This is a genomic window from Aeromonas eucrenophila (assembly GCF_000819865.1).
GTDB lineage: Bacteria > Pseudomonadota > Gammaproteobacteria > Enterobacterales > Aeromonadaceae > Aeromonas > Aeromonas eucrenophila.
Genome location: NZ_CDDF01000001.1, coordinates 175,753 through 194,517 on the forward strand (window position 1 = coordinate 175,753; position 18,765 = coordinate 194,517).

The 18,765-nt window shown below is 55.4% G+C and carries 8 protein-coding genes and 1 pseudogene; 6 read left to right on the forward strand and 3 right to left on the reverse strand.

Annotated elements, in window-relative coordinates; all coding sequences use genetic code 11:
- Position 1 precedes the first annotated feature (1 nt).
- From BN1124_RS00710 to BN1124_RS21815, 6 genes and pseudogenes are all read left to right on the forward strand, one after another.
- Positions 2 to 11,647 carry a two-partner secretion domain-containing protein gene (locus BN1124_RS00710; RefSeq protein WP_042638165.1) on the forward strand — a complete coding sequence of 3,882 codons (11,646 nt, stop codon included), beginning with the start codon at positions 2 to 4 and terminating at the stop codon, positions 11,645 to 11,647.
- Between the two features lie 474 nt (positions 11,648 to 12,121).
- Positions 12,122 to 12,475 carry a hypothetical protein gene (locus BN1124_RS00715; RefSeq protein WP_042638166.1) on the forward strand — a complete coding sequence of 118 codons (354 nt, stop codon included), beginning with the start codon at positions 12,122 to 12,124 and terminating at the stop codon, positions 12,473 to 12,475.
- Positions 12,476 to 12,598: 123 nt separating this feature from the next.
- The gene (locus tag BN1124_RS21080; RefSeq protein ID WP_156127963.1) at positions 12,599 to 12,982 is read left to right on the forward strand and encodes a hypothetical protein; all 384 of its coding nucleotides are present in this window, start codon (positions 12,599 to 12,601) and stop codon (positions 12,980 to 12,982) included.
- 608 nt (positions 12,983 to 13,590) lie between these two features.
- Positions 13,591 to 14,538, forward strand: coding sequence for a VENN motif pre-toxin domain-containing protein (locus BN1124_RS00720; protein ID WP_197066149.1), 948 nt, complete (start codon positions 13,591 to 13,593; stop codon positions 14,536 to 14,538).
- Between the two features lie 34 nt (positions 14,539 to 14,572).
- Positions 14,573 to 15,004, forward strand: a complete 432-nt coding sequence (locus tag BN1124_RS21475; RefSeq protein WP_197066150.1) for a hypothetical protein — start codon at positions 14,573 to 14,575, stop codon at positions 15,002 to 15,004.
- Positions 15,005 to 15,386: 382 nt separating this feature from the next.
- Positions 15,387 to 15,700 (forward strand): annotated as a pseudogene (locus BN1124_RS21815) (alpha-amylase family glycosyl hydrolase); the annotation flags it as partial.
- Positions 15,701 to 15,791: 91 nt separating this feature from the next.
- Here BN1124_RS21815 and BN1124_RS00735 read toward each other — a convergent pair.
- The 3 genes from BN1124_RS00735 to BN1124_RS00745 form a co-directional block, all read right to left on the reverse strand.
- Positions 15,792 to 16,481: an RES family NAD+ phosphorylase gene (locus BN1124_RS00735; RefSeq protein WP_042638169.1), complete on the reverse strand. Its 690-nt coding sequence runs from the start codon at positions 16,479 to 16,481 to the stop codon at positions 15,792 to 15,794.
- Positions 16,481 to 16,885 carry an MbcA/ParS/Xre antitoxin family protein gene (locus BN1124_RS00740; protein ID WP_042638170.1) on the reverse strand — a complete coding sequence of 135 codons (405 nt, stop codon included), beginning with the start codon at positions 16,883 to 16,885 and terminating at the stop codon, positions 16,481 to 16,483. The genes BN1124_RS00735 and BN1124_RS00740 overlap by 1 nt, the downstream gene beginning before the upstream one ends.
- A 226-nt stretch (positions 16,886 to 17,111) precedes the next feature.
- A complete protein-coding gene (locus tag BN1124_RS00745; RefSeq protein WP_042638941.1) occupies positions 17,112 to 18,305 on the reverse strand; it encodes an aromatic amino acid transport family protein in 1,194 nt (397 codons plus the stop codon).
- Positions 18,306 to 18,765 lie beyond the last annotated feature (460 nt).

Here is an 18,765-nt window from a genome sequence, read left to right on the forward strand (position 1 = left end):
GATGACCTCCAAGACTGCCTGTCAACCCCAACTTTCCCTGGTGTGCCGCGCTGTGGTGTACCAAATATGCCTGATGATGGCCCTGCAGCCTGCTCACCCGGCCTTTGCCGAAGGTATCGCCGTGGCGACGGGCAATACCACCCTCAATCAGGCGGGGAACGGGGTGCCCATAGTGGATATAGCAACCCCTAATGGCGCTGGAATTTCCCACAACCTCTACACCGATTTTAACGTCGGCCAGACAGGGACCATCCTCAACAACGCCACCGGGCAGCTGACCCAGACCCAGCTAGGGGGGCTCATCCAGAACAACCCGCATCTGGGCGGGCAGGCTGCAAGCGCCATCATCAACGAGGTCGTCGGGGTCAATCCTTCCCAACTGCAAGGCTACCTGGAAGTGGCTGGCCAGCAGGCCGGCGTGGTGGTGGCCAACCCTAATGGCCTGACCTGCGATGGCTGCGGCTTCATCAATACTCCGACAGTGACGCTGTCTACTGGTAAACCCGTGCTGGACGCCAGCGGACAACTGCAGATGCTGGATGTCAAGCGGGGCACCCTGACCGTGGGAGGCAAGGGGCTGGATGCCAGCCGTCAGGCTTCCGTTGATCTGGTCGCGCGAGCGGTACGGCTCAATGGCGCCTTGCATGGTAAAGAGGTCAACGTGATAGCCGGGGCCAATCAGGTCAACCGCCAGACCGGGGAGATCCGGGCCCAGGCTGGGGAAGGTCCGGCACCGGAAGTCGCCATCGATACCGCAGCTCTTGGTGGAATGTATGCAGGAAAGATCCGTCTTGTCTCAACCGAGCAGGGGGTCGGGGTCAATCTGGCCAATGCGGTGGCAAATCAAGGGGATCTGACCCTGGATGCCAGCGGCAAGATCCGGTTGCGAGACTTATCTTCCACAGGCGCATTGCGGGTTGATGGACGTGATGATGTGGCCCTGACCGGCAAGGTGCAGGTTGGTGGCCAGGCACATATAGGTGCTGCGGGGACGCTGAGCGCACATAATGCCGATATTCAGGTCGCTCAAGACACTCGTCTTGCGGGCAAGTCGCTGCAGCTTGGTCAGAGTAGCCTCACCAGCGGTGGTGCCCTGGCACTCAAAGCCGATGAGGGGTTGAGCCTCGTGGGTGGCAAGGTGCAAGCCGATGCTATCGACGCCAACGCCCGGGATATCAACGCGCGCACCACAATGGCAGCCAAGCGGGTTGCACTGCAGGCAGAAGAGCTCGTTCAGGCGGGGGATCTGCAGGGGGACACCGTCAGCCTCGTTGGCAAAAACGTGCGCCACCATGGGAAGACCCAGGCAGGACAGGCACTGAATGTTCAGGGCCAGCGCCTTGAGAATAAAGGTCTCCTCAAGAGTGGGCAGACGTTGGTGGTGGCGCTGAGTGACAGCGGTCGTAACGATGGCTCGCTGAGTTCGGCGGGCTCGCTGGAAGTCCGGGCTGGCGATCAGTGGGAGCAAGGCTCACAGGGCAAAAGTGAATCGGGTACCAAGAACACTCTGCAGGCTGGGCGAACAGCCTTAGGGGGGGAGGTGGCTGCGCAGCAGCTTGCGGTGAATGCCAAGGTCTTGACCGTCGGCGGCAAGGTGCGGGGAGAAGAAGTCCGGCTGATGGCAGGCAAGCTCCACAACCAGGGAGAAGTGCAGGCCGGTGAGACCCTGAGCTGGCAAGGCAGTGAGCTGGACAACAGCGGCAGCCTACAGGGTGATAAACAGCTGGTACTCAAGGGCGATTCCCTGAGCAATCAGGGCTCCCTGGCTGGCGGTGAGACCCTGGCGATAACTGCCAACAAACTGACCAACCGGGGGCGTATCGCCAGCCAGGATGTGGCCGTGGATGCCCATCAACTCAGTAGTACCGGTACGCTGCTGGGGGTATCACGGCTTGCCCTTGACGGGGATGAGTTGGTGCTGACGGGCCAGCAGTTGACTGACGGTGAGCTGCAACTAGGCAGCCGGCTGTTGCAACTGAGTGGTCAGACCCTGGTGGGGGGCAAAGCTCAGGTCACGGCCGAGGAAGGGCAGTTTGATGGGGTGCTCAAGGCCCAGTCGCTGGTATTGGCGGTCACTCAGGCCAAGAGTGACGGCAAGCTGTACAGCCGGGAAGGGCTGCAGTGGCTGGGCCAGTATCTGACCACGGGTCAAAATAGTGAGCTGATTGCCAACCAAGGGGTAACGCTCGCAGGTGAGCTGCTGACGCTGGGTGGCACCATAGGTGCTGGCAATGGACTGAATATTAAGGGTAAAGAGGTCAGTCAGAATGGCGCCTTGGTCAGCGGCCAGGCCATGACCATCAAGGCTGATGATTTGTCATTGACGGGGCAGGTTCAGGGGCTATCTGTTCAACTGACCAGCGAGCGTGGTCATCAGCATGGTCGACTGCTGGCATCGGACAATCTGGTATGGCAAAGCACACGGCTGGAAGGTAATGGCTGGATGCAGGCGGGTGCCGATCTGACCCTGTCAGGAGATACCCTGAACCACAAAGGCGCTGCGCTGGCGCAGGGGCGTATGGCGCTTGATTTTTCTGAGCTAAGCAGCCAAGGGGCCCTGTTTGCCCGTGATATGGCCTTGACAGGCTCTCGGTTAACCCTGAATGGGGCCCTGGAGACCACTCAGGGCGCTCACTTGCAGGGGGATGTCCTGCAACTCGGCGGGGAGTCCCGCATCGGCACGGATCTGACCCTGGGTGTCATCCTGTTAAGCCTGTCTGGCACACAGCAAGTCGGTGGCACGCTGCAGCTGGGGGCGAAAGAGGCTAACCTCGGCGGTGAACTGGAGGTTGGCGCAGATCTTAACGTGAAGGTGGAAACTCTGCGCAGCACCGGCAAAGTGCTGGCCAAGCAGGCGGACATCACAGCGGAGCAGTGGGATCAACAGGGTTCGCTGGCAACTGACGGTGCGCTGGTCTGGCGTGGAACACGGCTGACCCAGCAAGACAAAGGCGTGTTGCAGGCCGGTGGCAAGCTGTCATTGGCCGGAGATGCCGTGACGTTGGCGGGTACCTTGGCGGCTAAAGGGAATGTGGGCATCGCCGTTGGCAACTATGTCCAGCTCGGCACGCTCAACACTGCCCAGGGCCTCAGTATTGATGCCGACAAGCTGCAACTGGGCGGCTCGACACAAGCCAGGACGGCGGCGTTGCAAAGTCGTGAGGGGCTGAGCAGTGGCCAGCACCTCATCGCAGATGGATTTACCTGGCAGAGCGATGAGTTGACCAATAAAGGGTGGTTACAGGCGGGCAAGGATCTGACGCTGACCACTCGCACCCTCGATAACGATGGAACCCTCATTGCCGGTGGCAAACACAGTATCGAGGCCCAAGAACGCTTGACCAATCAGGGGAGCCTCGCGGGTAACCAACTCTCTCTGATCAGCAAAGAGCTGCAAAACAGTGGATTGCTGCAAGGAAAACAGGGGATCGATATTTCGGCGGAGAGCGCCATGCTGACCGGGCGTCTCACCAGTCAGGGGACTGTCCAGCTTGGCGCTAGCCTGCTGACTCTGGGAGGGAATGCAGATATCGGTGGCTCTTTGACCTTGAAGGGGGATGAGCAGCAGTTGTCTGGTAATTGGCGTGTTGGTGGCCTGCTGCACAGCACGGGCAAGCAACTGACGCTCGATGGGGACTGGCAAGCTAGCCAATGGCAGCTGTTGGCCGACTCCCTGGTCAACAAGGGGCGTTTGGCGAGCGAACAAGCAGCGAACTTTACCGTCGGAGAAGTACATAACCAGCAGGGGGCGACTTTGGTGGCCGGTGGGCCACTCACCCTGGTCGGCAAGAGCTTGTTGCAAGAAGGCTCCTGGCTCGGGGCTGGCGATCAGTCCATCAAGGTTGATGATGTGCATCAGCACGGCCAGTGGGTCGGTGATGGTGCGCTGCAGATGGAGGGCTCTCAATTCAACAACAGCGGCGCCTTGCGTGCGGCCAGCATGGGGCTGGCATTCGACCAATTGACAAACCGCGGGCGGATGGAGAGCCAGGAGGAATTTGGTTGGGAGGGGAAACAATGGCATAACCTGGGTGCCTTGATCGCCAAAGGGGCGACCCTGTCGGGGCAACACCTCATCAACAGCGGTGATGTGGGGGTTCATCGGTTGACCATGGTGGCCACGGATCGCCTCGAGAACAATGGGGTGCTGGTTGGCAAGGATCTCATCAATTTGAACGCCGCAACCCTGGACTCCCAAGGGGATATGCTAAGCAATGGTGAGCTGACGCTGGGAGCCGACTCCTTGACCCTGGGTGGTCTCACCCAGGCCAAAAACCAACTCACACTGACTGCGGGCCAGGCAACGCTGGCAGGCAATGTCGTGGCCGATCGCCTGCAATGGGGTGGTCAGCATCTGACCATGGGAGGGACAACCGTCGCCCGTGAGGCTGCACTCAGTGGCACTCAGATCTCCCTGGAGGGGACCCTCAAGGGGGATAGCCAGATACTGGAAGCCAGTACTCTAACTACAGGCAAGACAAGCAGCCTGCTGGCCAGGGAAAAGCAGCAACTAAAAGCCGACCAGATGACGTTGCAGGGCAGCATAGTGGCTGGCCTACAGCAGAAAATCCTGGCTAAAGCCTTGACCCAGCAGGGTGTGCTGGCCAGCGGGGGGAGCCTGGCATTACAGGTGGCAAATACCCTGCGTAATGAAGGCAAGATCTCGAGCGAGACTCTTGCGCTGGAGGCCGGTCATATCAACAACGGCGGAGCACTGGTCAGCAAGGGAGCGCAGGCCTTTAAAACTGGCGAAATGATCAACCGTGGTCATTGGCAATCCGATCAAGGCATCACGCTGACGGCAACTCGTTTGCTCAATAGCGGGCACTGGATTAGTGGCCTGGCGCAGAGCCTGACGCTGGGGGCGTTGGACAACAGCGGTTCGCTGCAATCTGGCAGCGCCATGACCCTGACGGTGGAGCACCTCAATAGCCGCGGCAAGTTGTTGGCCAATCAGGATATGTCCCTGACTGCCGACGAGATAATTCTTGAGAGCGGCAGTACCACGGCCAGTAACGGCCGGTTGGCACTCAATAGTGTGGATGTCAGCAGCGCTGGCATACTCTCCGCCGCTGATGATCTGAGCTGGCAGGGACAACGCTTCAACCACAGTGGCACGACTGTCACGGATGGAGTACTGCGGCTAGAAGGCGAGACCTTGACGCTGGATGGCGCCTTGCAGGGGGGGGCTGTCGCTCTGGATACGAATAACCTGACGACAGGAGGCAGCCTCAAAAGCCAAGGTAACCTGGTGGTTAATGCCAGGGGGGCGGTTCAGCATGGCGGGCAGTTGCAAGGCGGCAATCTCGTTCTGAACAGTGCGAGCTGGCAAGGGGCGGGTACTCTAGGTAGCAGCGGCACTCTGACGCTGCGCACCGGCCAACTGCAACAGCAGGGGCCATGGCGTATCCTCGGCGTGACCGATATCCAGGCGGATACAGTCACGTTAAACGGTTCATTGATAAGCGGCGGCGATCTGACACTGCTGAGCCGCGGCGATCTGGGCAGCAAGAGTGGCAGTCAGCTGGTATCGGGCGGTAACTTGTCGGTCGAAGGCAAGCTGCTGACTCAGCAGGGGCTCTGGCAGTCTGAGCGAGCGATGCAGATCAAGGGCAGCCGCTTTGAGCAGCAAGGTGATCTGCTGGCAGGGACCGATCTCGGACTGCGCAGCGGCAGCTGGCAGCAAAGTGGCAAGACCCACGTCAAGGGCACCTTGAATGCCACACTCACCGAAAACTCGGTACTTACGGGTACGGTACAGGCAGATGGAGGCATCCTTCTCTCTGCGCCTTCACTGACTCTCAAGGGAACGCTGGCCTCTAAGGGCAATGTCAATCTCGCCACCGCCTCCCAGTTAACTCAGTTGGGTAACCTGCTCAGCGGCGGCGAACTGACTCTGGGGGCAGCCCGCATCGATCAGCAAGGCCGCATTGAGGCTGGCAGTCTGCAGAGCCGCGGTGAGCTGCAAAACGACGGCATCATGCTGGTTGCCGGTCAAGGGAGCCTGAGTGGCGCCCGACTGGATAACCGGGGAACCTTGCAAGGGGATGGATTCACCATCACAAACGCTCAACTCGATAACCGGGGAGCGTTACTCGCCAATAATCTGGCCATCATCAATGCCGGGGTTCAGAACCGTGGGCGTGTGCAGGGGGGCTCTGTGCGCCTTGAGACGCAGTCCCTCGACAATCAGCAGGGCGCCGTGCTGCGAGCACAGAACCAGGGCGATATCTCTGCTACCACGCTGAATAATGCCGGCGAGCTTTCATCCGGCAAGAGTTTGCTCCTCAAGGGAAATCAGTTAAGCAATTCGGGTCTCGTCAGCGCCAACTGGCTGGAGGCATTGCCATTGGCACGTCTGGTCAATACCGGCACCCTGTTCGGACAGCAGCTGACCCTGAAAAGTGGTGAGATCTATGCCCCCGGCAAGATCCTGGCGGGGCAGAAGGCCACGCTGGAAGCAGGCCAGGTGACCGGCATAGGTGAATGGCTGTCCGGTGGAGATCTCTCCCTCAAGGCTGGTTCATCCTTGAGTAGTCAGGGTTCTCTGAGCGCCAAGGGCATACTGGACTTGCAGGTACAAGGCAACTGGCAACATCAGGGACAGTGGGGAGCTGGTCAACGTTTCAATGCAGGCGTCACCGGTCAGCTAACCAATAGTGGGGCTCTGGTAAGCAACGGCGTGATGCAGCTTAGCGCCCAGCGATTGGAGAACAATGGCAGCGTCCAGTCCGGCCAGGGTTTGACCCTGAATACCCAGGGTGAGCTACGCAATACCGGACTGATGGCCAGCAATGGGGATATTGGGTGGCAAGGTGACTCCCTTTATAACCGAGGGACTCTCTATAGCGGCGGAACTCAGAATCTAACGGCAAACAGTAATCTGACTAATGAATATGGCACTATTCTAGCTGAACGGGGAGCGATTTTACGAGTAAATAATGGATCCTTATTCAATGCATCTGGGGTCATTGATGCAGGCATGGGTAATTTAAACATCTCTGCTGCCGATATAATCAATAAAAGGGCAGTGTTTGCATTTAGCGAAGTCGGTGGTACGGGCGCTATACCAAATTCCATACTAGTGAAAGCAGATGTCAGTTATCAGTATGATGCCAATCACTCCAACGTACTGTATACAACAATCAGATTCCCTCAGCCAATAACAAAAACTTACACAGGAGCAAAAGTATCTGTCGGTGAATACTCTGGGCAAGGTATTTTGACTTCAAGTGGAAATGTTTATTTATCAGCAGCACGAATAAATAATCATAGTTCTATGATTTCATCTGGTGGTAGTTTACATGTTGAGGCCGGTAGTGTTATCAATAACTCTGTAGTCGAAGGGGAGATAACAGAGACAATAGTATATAAGCCAGCAACTGATTTTCAGTATTATAATATTGTCGGGGGGCAGGTAAGTGGGCCTGTTACAATGGAATACTCGATGTATTCCAATGAAAAAACAGCTGTAAACAGTGGCCGGACGTTTAATGCGCTCATCTCCGCCGGAGGAAATTTAACCGGCGCCATTGCAGGTATGGTAGATAACGTCACTATCAAAGCCAATGCTGGTCCGGTCAGCAGTACCACCCAACGTCCCGGTATGTCATTGCCTCAAGCTCAGGGCGCAGGTGCGGCCCCTGGAGTGCAGGGTGATGCCCAATATCTTTCACAGGTGCTCAAGCCGGTCGGCCCCGATAACGGGGTACCGATGCCGGACTTCCAGTTGCCCTCGGGAGACAAGGGTCTCTTTACCATCAATGACAGCGGTGACAGTCCTTATCTCATCGAGGTCAATACTCTGCTGGCCAACCTGGGGCAAGCCGACAACGGCATGATGGATCGTATCGATGCCGCTCTCCAGCAGCAGTTGCAGGGTACGGGGCAACTCTCCTTCGATAGCATTTCTGGCAATGGCGGTATCACCCAGGCTAATGGTCAGAACGCGAACTGGTCGTTGCCTGGGCGTGTGATTGGCGAAGCTACATCCCCCGACTTCCAAGGTTTGAATGGCGTCAAGCCAGTCAACAATGGCCATGCCACCGTCTCTCAGCAATGGCAGCAGAGTTTGCAACCAGGCTTTGACTCCAATATACAGGATCCTCAGGTCGGGTCTGGCGCGACCGGTGTCTCAGGACAATGGCAACAGAGCTTGCAACAGGGCTTCAATCCCAGTGGACAGGGACCGCACATTTCGGGTGGACATTCGGGGTCAGCCGGTCAATGGGAGCAAAGTCTGCAGGATGGATTCACCCATGCCGGTAGTGGGCCACAAGTCAGCGGAGGAGGGGGACAAGTCGCCGGCCAATGGCAACAAAGTCTGCAAAATGGCTGGCAGGGTCAACCCGTCAGCGGCGTGACGGTGACGACGCTAGGTGCCGTGCAGATACACAACCAGCCCGTGCCAGCCGTGGTCACGGCTCCAGTGGTTGAAACCAGTCCGGTTCTGACCCAGGTCGACCAGTTCCTTGGTTCCAATTACTTCTTCGATCAGGTGAACTTCACCCCGGAGAAAGACATCAAGCTGCTCGGGGATGCGGCTTTCGATACCCGCGTTATCCGTGATGCAGTATTAGCCCAGACCGGTCGGCGCTTCATCAACAACGAGATGGGGTCTGATCTGGCTCAGATGAAGGCTCTGATCGACAACGCGGCCAAGAACCAGCGTGAGCTTGGGCTCTCTCCAGGGGTTGCCTTGAGCGCCGAGCAGGTGGCCCAACTCGGCCGCAGCATGGTGTGGTGGGAGCCAGTCTGGTATCAGGGCAAGATAGTGCTCGCACCCAAGCTCTACCTGACCGAAGCCGACAAACGCCACCTCTCCGGTAGTGTCATCACTGCCGCCAATATCGATCTGACTGCGGGGGGCATCAACAACAGCGGTACCCTGCTGGCCGATGGCACCCTATCCCTCAAGAGCGGCAGCACCCTAGTCAACCAGGGTCAGATCCAGGCCGGTGGGCGTCTCGAGTTGATAGCCAAGGGAGACATCCTCAACCAGAACCTCATCAAGGGGGGAGATGTTGCCATTGCCTCGCTGGACGGTTCGATTCGCAACGAAACCCAGACCGCTCAGCGTCATGTGGATGTCAACGGCGTGCTGTCGAGCGAACTCACCGATCAGACCCGCTTCAGCCGCACCGACGTGGGGGACATAGCCCGTATCGAGTCAACAGGCAACCTCTTGCTGCAAGCCGGGCAGGATATCTCCCTGTCGGCCAGCAATCTCCTCGCGGGCCTCGACATGTCCCTCTCGGCAGGGAGGGATATCACCATCGGCAGCCTGGAAGATCGAAGCAAGTGGGAAGAGGGCCAGAACCGCTTCGCCCGGGTCGAGCAGTTGATGAGCAACCTCAATGCGGGCGGATCTATCTCTGTCAAAGCGGGTCAGGATCTTGCGATCAGCGCATCCCGCCTTGAGGGGAAAGGTGATATCAGTCTGCTGGCGGGCAACGATCTGCTTCTGACAAGCGAAGCCAATCAGAGCAGTGATGATATTCGCCTAGGCAACAAGCACACTATTGACCGCTCAACTACCCAGCAGGAGGTTGAACTCATTGGCAATAACCTGTCGCTCGGCGCCGGTAATCATCTGATTGCCCAGGCGAGCAACCTGGAGGCGCAAGGGAATGCGGCCTTGCAAGCGGGTGGCGAGTTGCAACTGCTCACTGCAGACAACGAGGTCTATCACTTTGAAAAGAGTAAGAGTAAAGGCTTCCTCAAGTCCCAATCCATCGAGATAGAAGAGAAAGAGGTGACGGCGCAGGGTTCCGTCATCACAGCCGGTGGTAATGTGAGTCTCGTCAGCCAGGGGGACATGATCCTCAAAGGCAGCAACATCAAGGCTGGAGAGGCCTTGAATGTGGATACCGATGGCATGCTCAAACTGTTGACTGCCACCGATGAACATTTCTACCGCAAGGATGAAAAAAAGAGCGGTGTGATGGTGAAGATGTCCGGCAATGGCAGCAACAGCACCACAGAACGCCAGAACCAGTTGGACGGTGCCGAGATCAACATCACCGCGGGTCAGGGGGTGTTGTTGCAAGTGGGCCAACGTGAAGGGGAGAGCCTGCAGGCGCGGCTGGATACATTGGCTACGCAACCCGGTATGGCTTGGGTGGAACAAGTACGTACCATGCCGGGCGTACAGATGGAGGCTGTTCAGGAAGCCTACGAACAGTGGGACTATAGCCAGCAGAGTCTGAGTCCTATTGTTTCTTCCATCATTGCCATTGCCTTGGCCGTTGTAACTGCGGGTGCTGGTGCTGCAGCATTGGCCGCGGCCCAAGGAGTCACAACCGCATCAATTGCAGGAACGGCTTCGGCTGCGATGGCCAACGCGGCGTTTAGTACCTTGGTCAGCCAGGCGACAGTTTCCACGATCAATAACGGTGGCAACCTGGGTGCGGTACTGAAAGAGATGGGCAGCAGTGCCAATATCAAACAATTGGCGACTTCGGTGGCAAGTGCAGGGGCGTTGCAAGGATTGGACAATGCGATGGGGTGGGCGCAAAAGGCTAATGCAGCCAGCCAGCCTGCCACATCCGATCTGTTCTCCTGGGATACCTTCAACCGGGTAACCAGTCATTCGGCAGTAACCGCAGGGATCAACACCACCATCAATGGGTCCAACTTTGCCGATGCGTTTAAAGCCAGTTTACTCTCCAATATTCAGGGGGAAGTGGGTAAGTCCACCGCCAACTGGATAGGGGATCAAGGCATTAAATTTGATGCTGCCAACAGCCCGTTGGCAGAGGCAGGGAAAATCGCTGCCCATGGGATCACTAGCGGCGCCATTGCTGAGATCACCGGTGGCAAGTTTGCGGCAGGGGCTGCAGGTGGCGCCATGTCGGAGTGGAGCAGCGGTTGGGTCAGCCAGACCTTTACGAACCCGAATGCACAGGCCGGGTTAAGCCAGATCTTGGGCGGCTTGGCCGCAGTGGCAGTGACCGGGGATCAAAACGACTTCAATACCGGCGCAGACAGGGCTGAGACGGTGTATCGGTACAATGCGATGGCACATACGTTAGCCGCGCTGAAAGCGCGCGATCCTGAACAATTTACCAAGTTAATGGAGGCTAAAAGAAATCAATACAAGACTTGCGGTGAATCGGCAGAATGTAAAAAAATGATGATTGCTGGTTTGGGATTAGTGGGCTTGCCCCTGCTTCCATCAGAGTTGCTAGCTGCGGGTGGAATAGGGGGAGGGGCCAAATTTGGGTTTGAGCTGTGGGATAATAAAGGTGACTTAAGTAAAGTTGATGTGGGCGAGGTTGTATTTTCTACTTACTTAAGTGCAGGTACAGCAGGTTGGAGCTTCTGGCCAACTGTAGCTGTCAATGCTGCAGGTGGAGCTTATACGAGCCATTTGAAAGGAGAAGATCCACTTGTCGGTGGTTTCGCGAGTTCTTTGGGAGCTGGTACTGGATATTGGGCCGGTAAATTCGTTGAGCCATTGGCAAAAAATTTATTTAACGTGAACCAAAACGGTATAAAATATGAGTTCATTGACATAGGTTTGACTATACAAAAGAACAAACCGGAAAGTATTATTCCGAGTTCTTTTGGAAACGCAGGTGGTTCCATTTCATCGGAGCTATCAACCAAGTTTTTTGAAGATGAATTAAAAGAGGCTGACTGGTGAGGTATTTTTCTGGAGTGTTTTTTTTTCTATGTCCGCCGATTATATTTTCCATTATTGGCGGTGTTATTTATATTTCTATAAATTTCTTTACATTCATCGTGTATGGACGTAAATTGAATCTGTCATGGTCATTGTTAATTTCATTTGCAGAGAAAGGTGCAATGTATGGAGTATCGCTTAGTGGTGTCTTTCTTCTGCTTTTAATATATTCGATAGTTAGGTCGAAGTTTTTATCATGGCGGCGTTAGAGTTCTCTTTTTCAAGTCGTTGGTGATGAGTTGAGAGGAATAAATAGTAGCTATTAGTAGTGGATATTTATTGGAGAAGATAGTTGTATATACATCTATCAGTGTCGCGACCCTTTGTCTGGCTCAGTTGTTGCCCATCCTGGGTGATGGCCCATTCTTAGAATAAGAACGCCATGGTCAGTGCCACCGGTGGCAAGTTTGCTGTGGGGGCAGCAGGGGGGGGGCCATGTCGGAACTCGCCAGCAGTTGGAGCAGTCAGGTTTTCTCTGATACCGAGCACCAGGTTGCTTTGAACAAGGTATTGGGTGGGTTGGCTGCAGTGGCTGTAACTGGCGATCAAAACCAGTTTGATACCGGGGCTGATCGGGCGGAGACGGTACACCGCTATAACTACCTGACCCATAAACAAATAAATGATTGGTTAGACAAGTATGGTAGTGCAGCAACACCGGAGGAACGAGAAAGACTGCTTTCAGCTGCACAGAAGGTTGATAAAGCTCAGCTTGAAAAGGCATTGCAGACAGATATATCTAAGGATGCATTGATTGCCCAGCAAGATGACTTGATGCGGTTAATTTAATCCGCAGATTGTAACTCATCCTGTAAGACTTTATCTCTACATAGCTTAAATCAGTTAACTCCAATCATTGATAGGTATGATGAACTTGAACGGAAGAATAATATACCAAGAGCTGTTGTCGCAATGATCAATCTTGGTATTCCTGGATTAAGTAAAGTGGTCTCACCAACAGTTGGCAAATGGGTAGTTAGTGCAACTATAGGAAACCGACTTGTTGGTATGGGAGTCAGTGGTACGGCTAATATAGGTGCACAGTTTTATTATGGGGAGGAATTTAGCTGGGCTTCTTTTGGAGCGTCAATTGCAACAGGTGGCGCCACTGTAAATATGGGGTGTTTGGGGACTACAACAGTAAATGCTGCTGGGAGCGGTATTGCTAGTGTGATAGATGATAAAAGCCCATGGCGCCCAATGGCGGCCAGTGTTGTGGGATCAACCATTGGATATGGTTCAGGCAAGACGGAGAAACCCATAGATAATTTTTTAACCCTGCTAAAAATAATATGAAGTGGATGCAGTCATCCAATACACCAATAATTTATCCATATCCTAAGAGCAATGCTCCTGCAATCATTTCAGGCTCAGGTAGTGCTGTTTTATCAGAAATGGCTACTCACGAAACAGAAGACTTTATGCACTCAAATAAGGTTCTTGAATGAAAAATATATTTTACAATCTTCTATATTCAACAATCGCCTCATCTTTGATGTTTTTAGGGATGCTGCTTATAAGATTGGTGTTTTCATTAATAGATGTGTATATTTATTCTCATGGTGGTATATTAATGTATTACTCTCTGGATGAATGTTTGTCAGACTTAAAACTAAGTATGTTTTGGGGTGTTGGTGTGGCCGTTTTCATGTGCTTATATAATCGTTTTGGTAGATATAGGTAGACATATGGCACTCGCTTCTGGGTAATAGTTAGAGGCAAGATCTTGTGAGTGAATAAATATGTAGCTCGTCTTTTTTAGTACTAATTAGATTTAAATCTGTAACGAAGAGGCGCAGCAGCAGGATCTAGTGACTCTGCACCGGGATCCGACCCAGGCGGCCAACGGCCTCTCACCCATCTTTGACAAGCAAAAAGAGCTGGAGAGGATGCAGGAGGCCCAGATGATCGGCGAAGTCGGGCAGCAGGCCACCCAGTTGGTGGTGACCAAATATCTGGGAGATGCGAACGAGCAGGCCAAGGAGGATCCCAAGTATGCCCAGAGCAAGGAATACAAGGAGCTCCAAGCAAAATGGGGGGTAGGCAGTGACTTCCAGCGAGGCATGCAGGCGGCGACAGCCGCCCTGCAAGGACTGGCCGGCGGGGATATCACTCAGGCCGCTGCCGGCGCAGCAGCCCCTTATCTGGCTCAGTTGATTAAACAGCAAACCCAGGAGGGTCCATCCAGGGTGAGGGCCCATGCCCTGGTGCAGGGAGCCCTGGCCGCAGCCCAGAACAAGAACGTCATGGTCAGTGCTACCGGCGCCGCTACCGGCGAGTTGGTCGGCATGTTGGCGACTGAACTCTACCACAAAGAGGCAAGCCAGCTGACCGAAGGAGAGAAGGAGACCGTCTCGACCCTGGCGACTTTGGCCGCAGGACTGGCCGGCGCTGATGGTTCCGATGTGCTGGCAGGCGCTCAGACCGGCAAGACGGTGGTGGAGAATAACTGGCTAAGCGAAACCGAGTCCCGGCAATTTGATAAAGAGTTATCTGACTGCAAAAAGTCCGGAGGTGACTGCAGCAGAGTTATTGAGAAATACATTGATAAAAGTAACGAAAACAGTATAAATCTGGCTAACTCCTGTACTGGAGGTGGTTTAACCTGTGTCTCTTGGGAAGAACTTATTCAGGCCAATACTAATGTTGCTATGGATGCAGATCCCCAACAAATCAGGTTGAGTGAGAAATTGAAAGATCCGGATGCTGTTGCAATAGTGAAGTATCTAAACGGGACGGATCTGAAATTCCTTAAGGATAATATTACGACAGGTGATCGGGTTATGGATGTGGTATTGACCCCTACCTCTTGGCCTGTCGCCCTAATGGGAGGGAAGGCGCATTATTACTAATGCAGTTAAAAATACTAAAGAACAGCTTATTGCGGTGGGTGTCGCAGGATCGGCGAATGCAGGTATTCAATATGGTGTTACCGGTGAGGTAAAACTATCTGATGTACTTGGTTCTGTAATCGTCGGCGGAATCACAGCCGGTAAAGGTTACAATCCAACAGTATCTTGGAATGCTGCTGGCGGTTATTGCCAAGCTGAAATCAGTGGTGATGACCCAGTTATGTCGGCGCTGCTGAGTACTACTAGCTCGGGGTTAGGGTATAGAACAGGAAATCTATTAAAAATACCTTTTGACAAAGTTTTAAACCCTGTATCCAAGCAATATGAATGGGTATCAAGTGGGGTGTGGACAATATCAAAACCTGTTCCTCAAAGTTCGATTCCATCTGTGAGTGGTAATGTTTTTGATTCTTTAACATCAGGCTCTCTTAATCCACCTAAAAGTAATGCACCGGGAGATGAATAATGGATTATATATCTAGGTGGAAGTTAGTGATGCTGTTCATATACTCATGCATTACTATTCCGGTGCTTATGTTTATGTTTAGTCTTTTCTTTCTATGGCAGCCTACATTCAAAGAAATATTGTTTTTTGAAGAGGAGCACATTTATATATCATTGAACGTGGCTGGAATAGGCCTCCTATTAGGAGTTATTTTATGGTTATCCTATTATTTGCCATATAGGAAAAGAGTCCGAGAAGAAGACTCGGCCCGTAGGTTCGATTAGCGAGGCGTGATCGGGCATTCGCGAAGATAGCAACGAACAAAAGATTCTGGGACACCCACCATTTTGACTGGGGCGTAGCGGCCTGCTTGGCTTGAGGCATCACTGCCGAGGAAGTTGCGATGCCCATTGCCCTTTCACGTCAAATCAGTCTGCAGGATACGTCTTACTACCATGTGTCAGCCGCTGTGTGCGGCGGGCCTTCCTGTGTGGGGAAGATGCTTACTCGGGGCAGAGCTACGAGCATCGCCGTCTGTGGGGGGTCGACCGGCTTGGCCAGTTGTCGCGGATTTTTGCCATTGCTATCTGCACCTATGCGGTGATGATCAACCAGTATCATCTGGTCCTGAAAGTGGATGCAGAGCAGGCGCAAGGCTGGAGCAAGCGGGAAGTGCCCGAGCACTGGGCTGCACTGCTCCAATGGCCGCTGTTGGTATCAGCGGTATTAGTTAGGCATATTGGAACACACATCTTTTTGATATAGAGCTCCGCCAGTCTGGTGGGGTTATGTCTTGTCGGAGATGTGATTATTCCCCATAGAGTCTGATCTCGAGCACATTGGTGATGGCGCTGCCGTTCCAGTGGTACTCCAGATGCTGGGTCTGGTGAATTTTGGTGATGAGGCGAGGGCGGTAGAGAACCTGGCAGTCGTGGCCGCTGTGGCGCACCGAGCGGTAACGGATGCCGTCCACGTCCCGGGCCTTCTGCTCCCTTGCAAAGTCTTGGGACTGGCCGTAATCGGTGGCGTGATAGAGGGGCGTAGTGAGAAAGCTCTCCCCGGTGATATCGGTCAGCCTGGCGCGAAACTCGGTGTGGAGCACCCGCATCTGCACCTTCTGGGCAGGCTCCCGGGTGTAACCGAAGACGCGCTCCTGGTGATAGACGGTCTCTTTCACCGCGGTATCGAGCAGGGGGGAGCAGTAGTAGCCGCCAAAGTCCCCCGTGGTGAAACGGGCGCCCTCCGGATTGAGGTGGGTGAAGGCGGCCATCACATAGCTGCCCCCGGGCAGCCCCACCAGCCAGTCTTCTTTTGCGACCCTGGTAAGCTCGCCGGCCTCTTCCCGCAGGCGATCGTTGGTCAGCGCCTCTATGGCCCAGACCGCCTCCAGTTCATCCGCATTGGCCACATCTTCATAGAGGCAGATCGGGGGATAGCGGCTCGGAATGATCCGATAGGCTTGTTCCCCCTCGAGGTCAATCGACGGCGGCTCTTGCATCAGGCCATGCCCCCGCGCCAGGCGTGCAGGCGGTTGGCCACCTCATAGAGATCGGCGACGCGCCCCCCCTGCATAACGTCCATGGCGCTGCGCCCGGCGAAGAAGGGGTGGCTGTTGGGCTTGCGCACCCAGCCGTAGATGCTCTCATCAAGGCTGAACAGCACCCGCAAGCTCTTGTGGATGTTGAGGATGTAGCTCATCCGCTCCTGCAGATCGACCCCGAGGCGGATCCCGCCGCTCGACTCCTTGTACTTGTTCAAGGTTGAACGAGATGAGATGCCAAGCAGCATCAGCTGTTCATCCGTGCTGCATTGCCACTTGTCCAGGATGCGAAACACCACCGGCAGCGCCTTGCTGGGATCGATGGCGTTATCTCGCCGGGATACCTGTGCTGTTGCGACCATGATGCCTCCTGATCTTCTGCGCCGAAGCGGGTACTGATATGGCTTATCGCTTGGCTATCAGTGTAGAAGAGTTGTGCATATATGTATACATGCATACATATATGCACAAATATGGTCATTGTTGTTATGGATAGATCTCTTGGCCAGCCCATGGCTGGGCTTAGAAGTGGGCCAACAAAAAGCCCCGTCAATGGGGCGGGGCTTTTGTCTTTTCAACCGATGGCTATCAGAGCGCGGGCAGGAAGCCGAGGCTGACGCTGACCTGTACCCCGACGATCAACACGCCCATGGCACCGGCCAGGCCCAGGGCCAGCACGCCGCCCGGGGCGCGGTAGTGGTGCGCCTCGGCCCGTTTGCGGCTCTGCCAAACCAGGGTCACCGGCAGCAGCACCGCCAGCACCGCCAGCGCAATGGCCGCATAACCGAGCGCCATGATGAAGCCCTGAGGGAAGTAGAGCGCAAACAGCAGGGGCGGCACGAAGGTGATGAGCCCGGTCTGGATGCGTCCACCGGCATTGTCCTTGCGATGGGTCACCTTGGCCATGAAGTCGAACAGGCCGAGGGTCACCCCGAGGAAGGAGGTGGCGAGCGCGAGATCCGCAAAGAGGTGCATGGCCTGGTTGAAGGCGGGCCAGCTGACCAGGTTGCCGACGTTGGCAAGCAGGCTGTCGAGCGCCCCACCGGTCTGGATCAGGCTCTCTTGGCCGAGCAGGCCCAGGATGGCCACCTGCCACAGCACGTAGAGAATGAGCGGCAGGGCGGAGCCCCACACGAACACTCGGCGCAGCCGCTTGGGGCAATCACCCAGGTAGAGCATCACGCTCGGGATGGAGCCGTGGAAGCCGAACGAGGTGAAGATGACCGGCAGGCCGGCCAGCAGCAGACCCTGGCCGAGCGGCATGGAGAGCAAATGTTGCCCTTCTGCGCGGGGCAGCAGCAGCGCCAGCACCCCGACCATGATCACCAGTTTCACGGTGAACATCAGCCGGTTGAGGTAATCCACCTGTTTGGTGCCGACGCACACCATGCCGCCAAACAGCAGGGTGAAGGCCCAGGCTGCCTGCTCCTGGCTGACGCTCATGCCCGCATCGGCCAGGGCTTGGGCCAGCAGGCTGCTGCCGCCGCTGATGTAGGCGGAGGCCAGGGAATAGAACAGCATCAGGATGCAGAAGGAGGCGATGCGTTTGCCCCAGGGGCCGAGCAGGTGATCCGCCAGCTGGTGCAGGTACCACTTGCCGGTGTTGAGGCTGGCCTCCACCTGCAGCATGGCGGTGAAGGCCATCAGGGCCCAGAGTCCGACCATCAGCAGCAGGGTAGCGGGGCCACCGAGGGAGGAAGAAGCCAGCGGCAGGGCCAGCATGCCGGCGCCTATGGTGGTGCCGGCGATGAGCAGGGTACAACCCAGTATCTTGGTGTTCATGATGTCCATCCGAATTCAGAAGAAGGGTGCCAGGGGCAGGAGCGAGAGGCGCCTCCGGGGGGCGAGGCCGGAGGCTAGCAATATCGGCGTGGATGCATCGTTACGAAAACCCGTTGTTTGTAAAATAGGGTTGCCACGTTAGCGGATTAAAATAGCGTAAACAAGCGATCGAAGGCGGATCTTGTACTGATGAATGGCCATGAGTGGAAATAAAACATTACATCGAGGCATTTTGTTGGTGGAAAAATGTGCTGAGATGGTGATGGTGTCCTCGCCCGTACAGGCGTCTCCGCTGGTCGCGACGTCGCCTGTGGGGTGGCGGTCGGGAACGCCCTCGGCGCGAATGGATTGAGGCAGATGGCTGCGCTTGTGGGTGGCTCAGGGGGAAGCTGGCCGCCCTCGGCGTGAATGGATTAAGGCTGACTGCGGCGCTTGTGGGCGGCTCAGGGGTGAGCTGGCC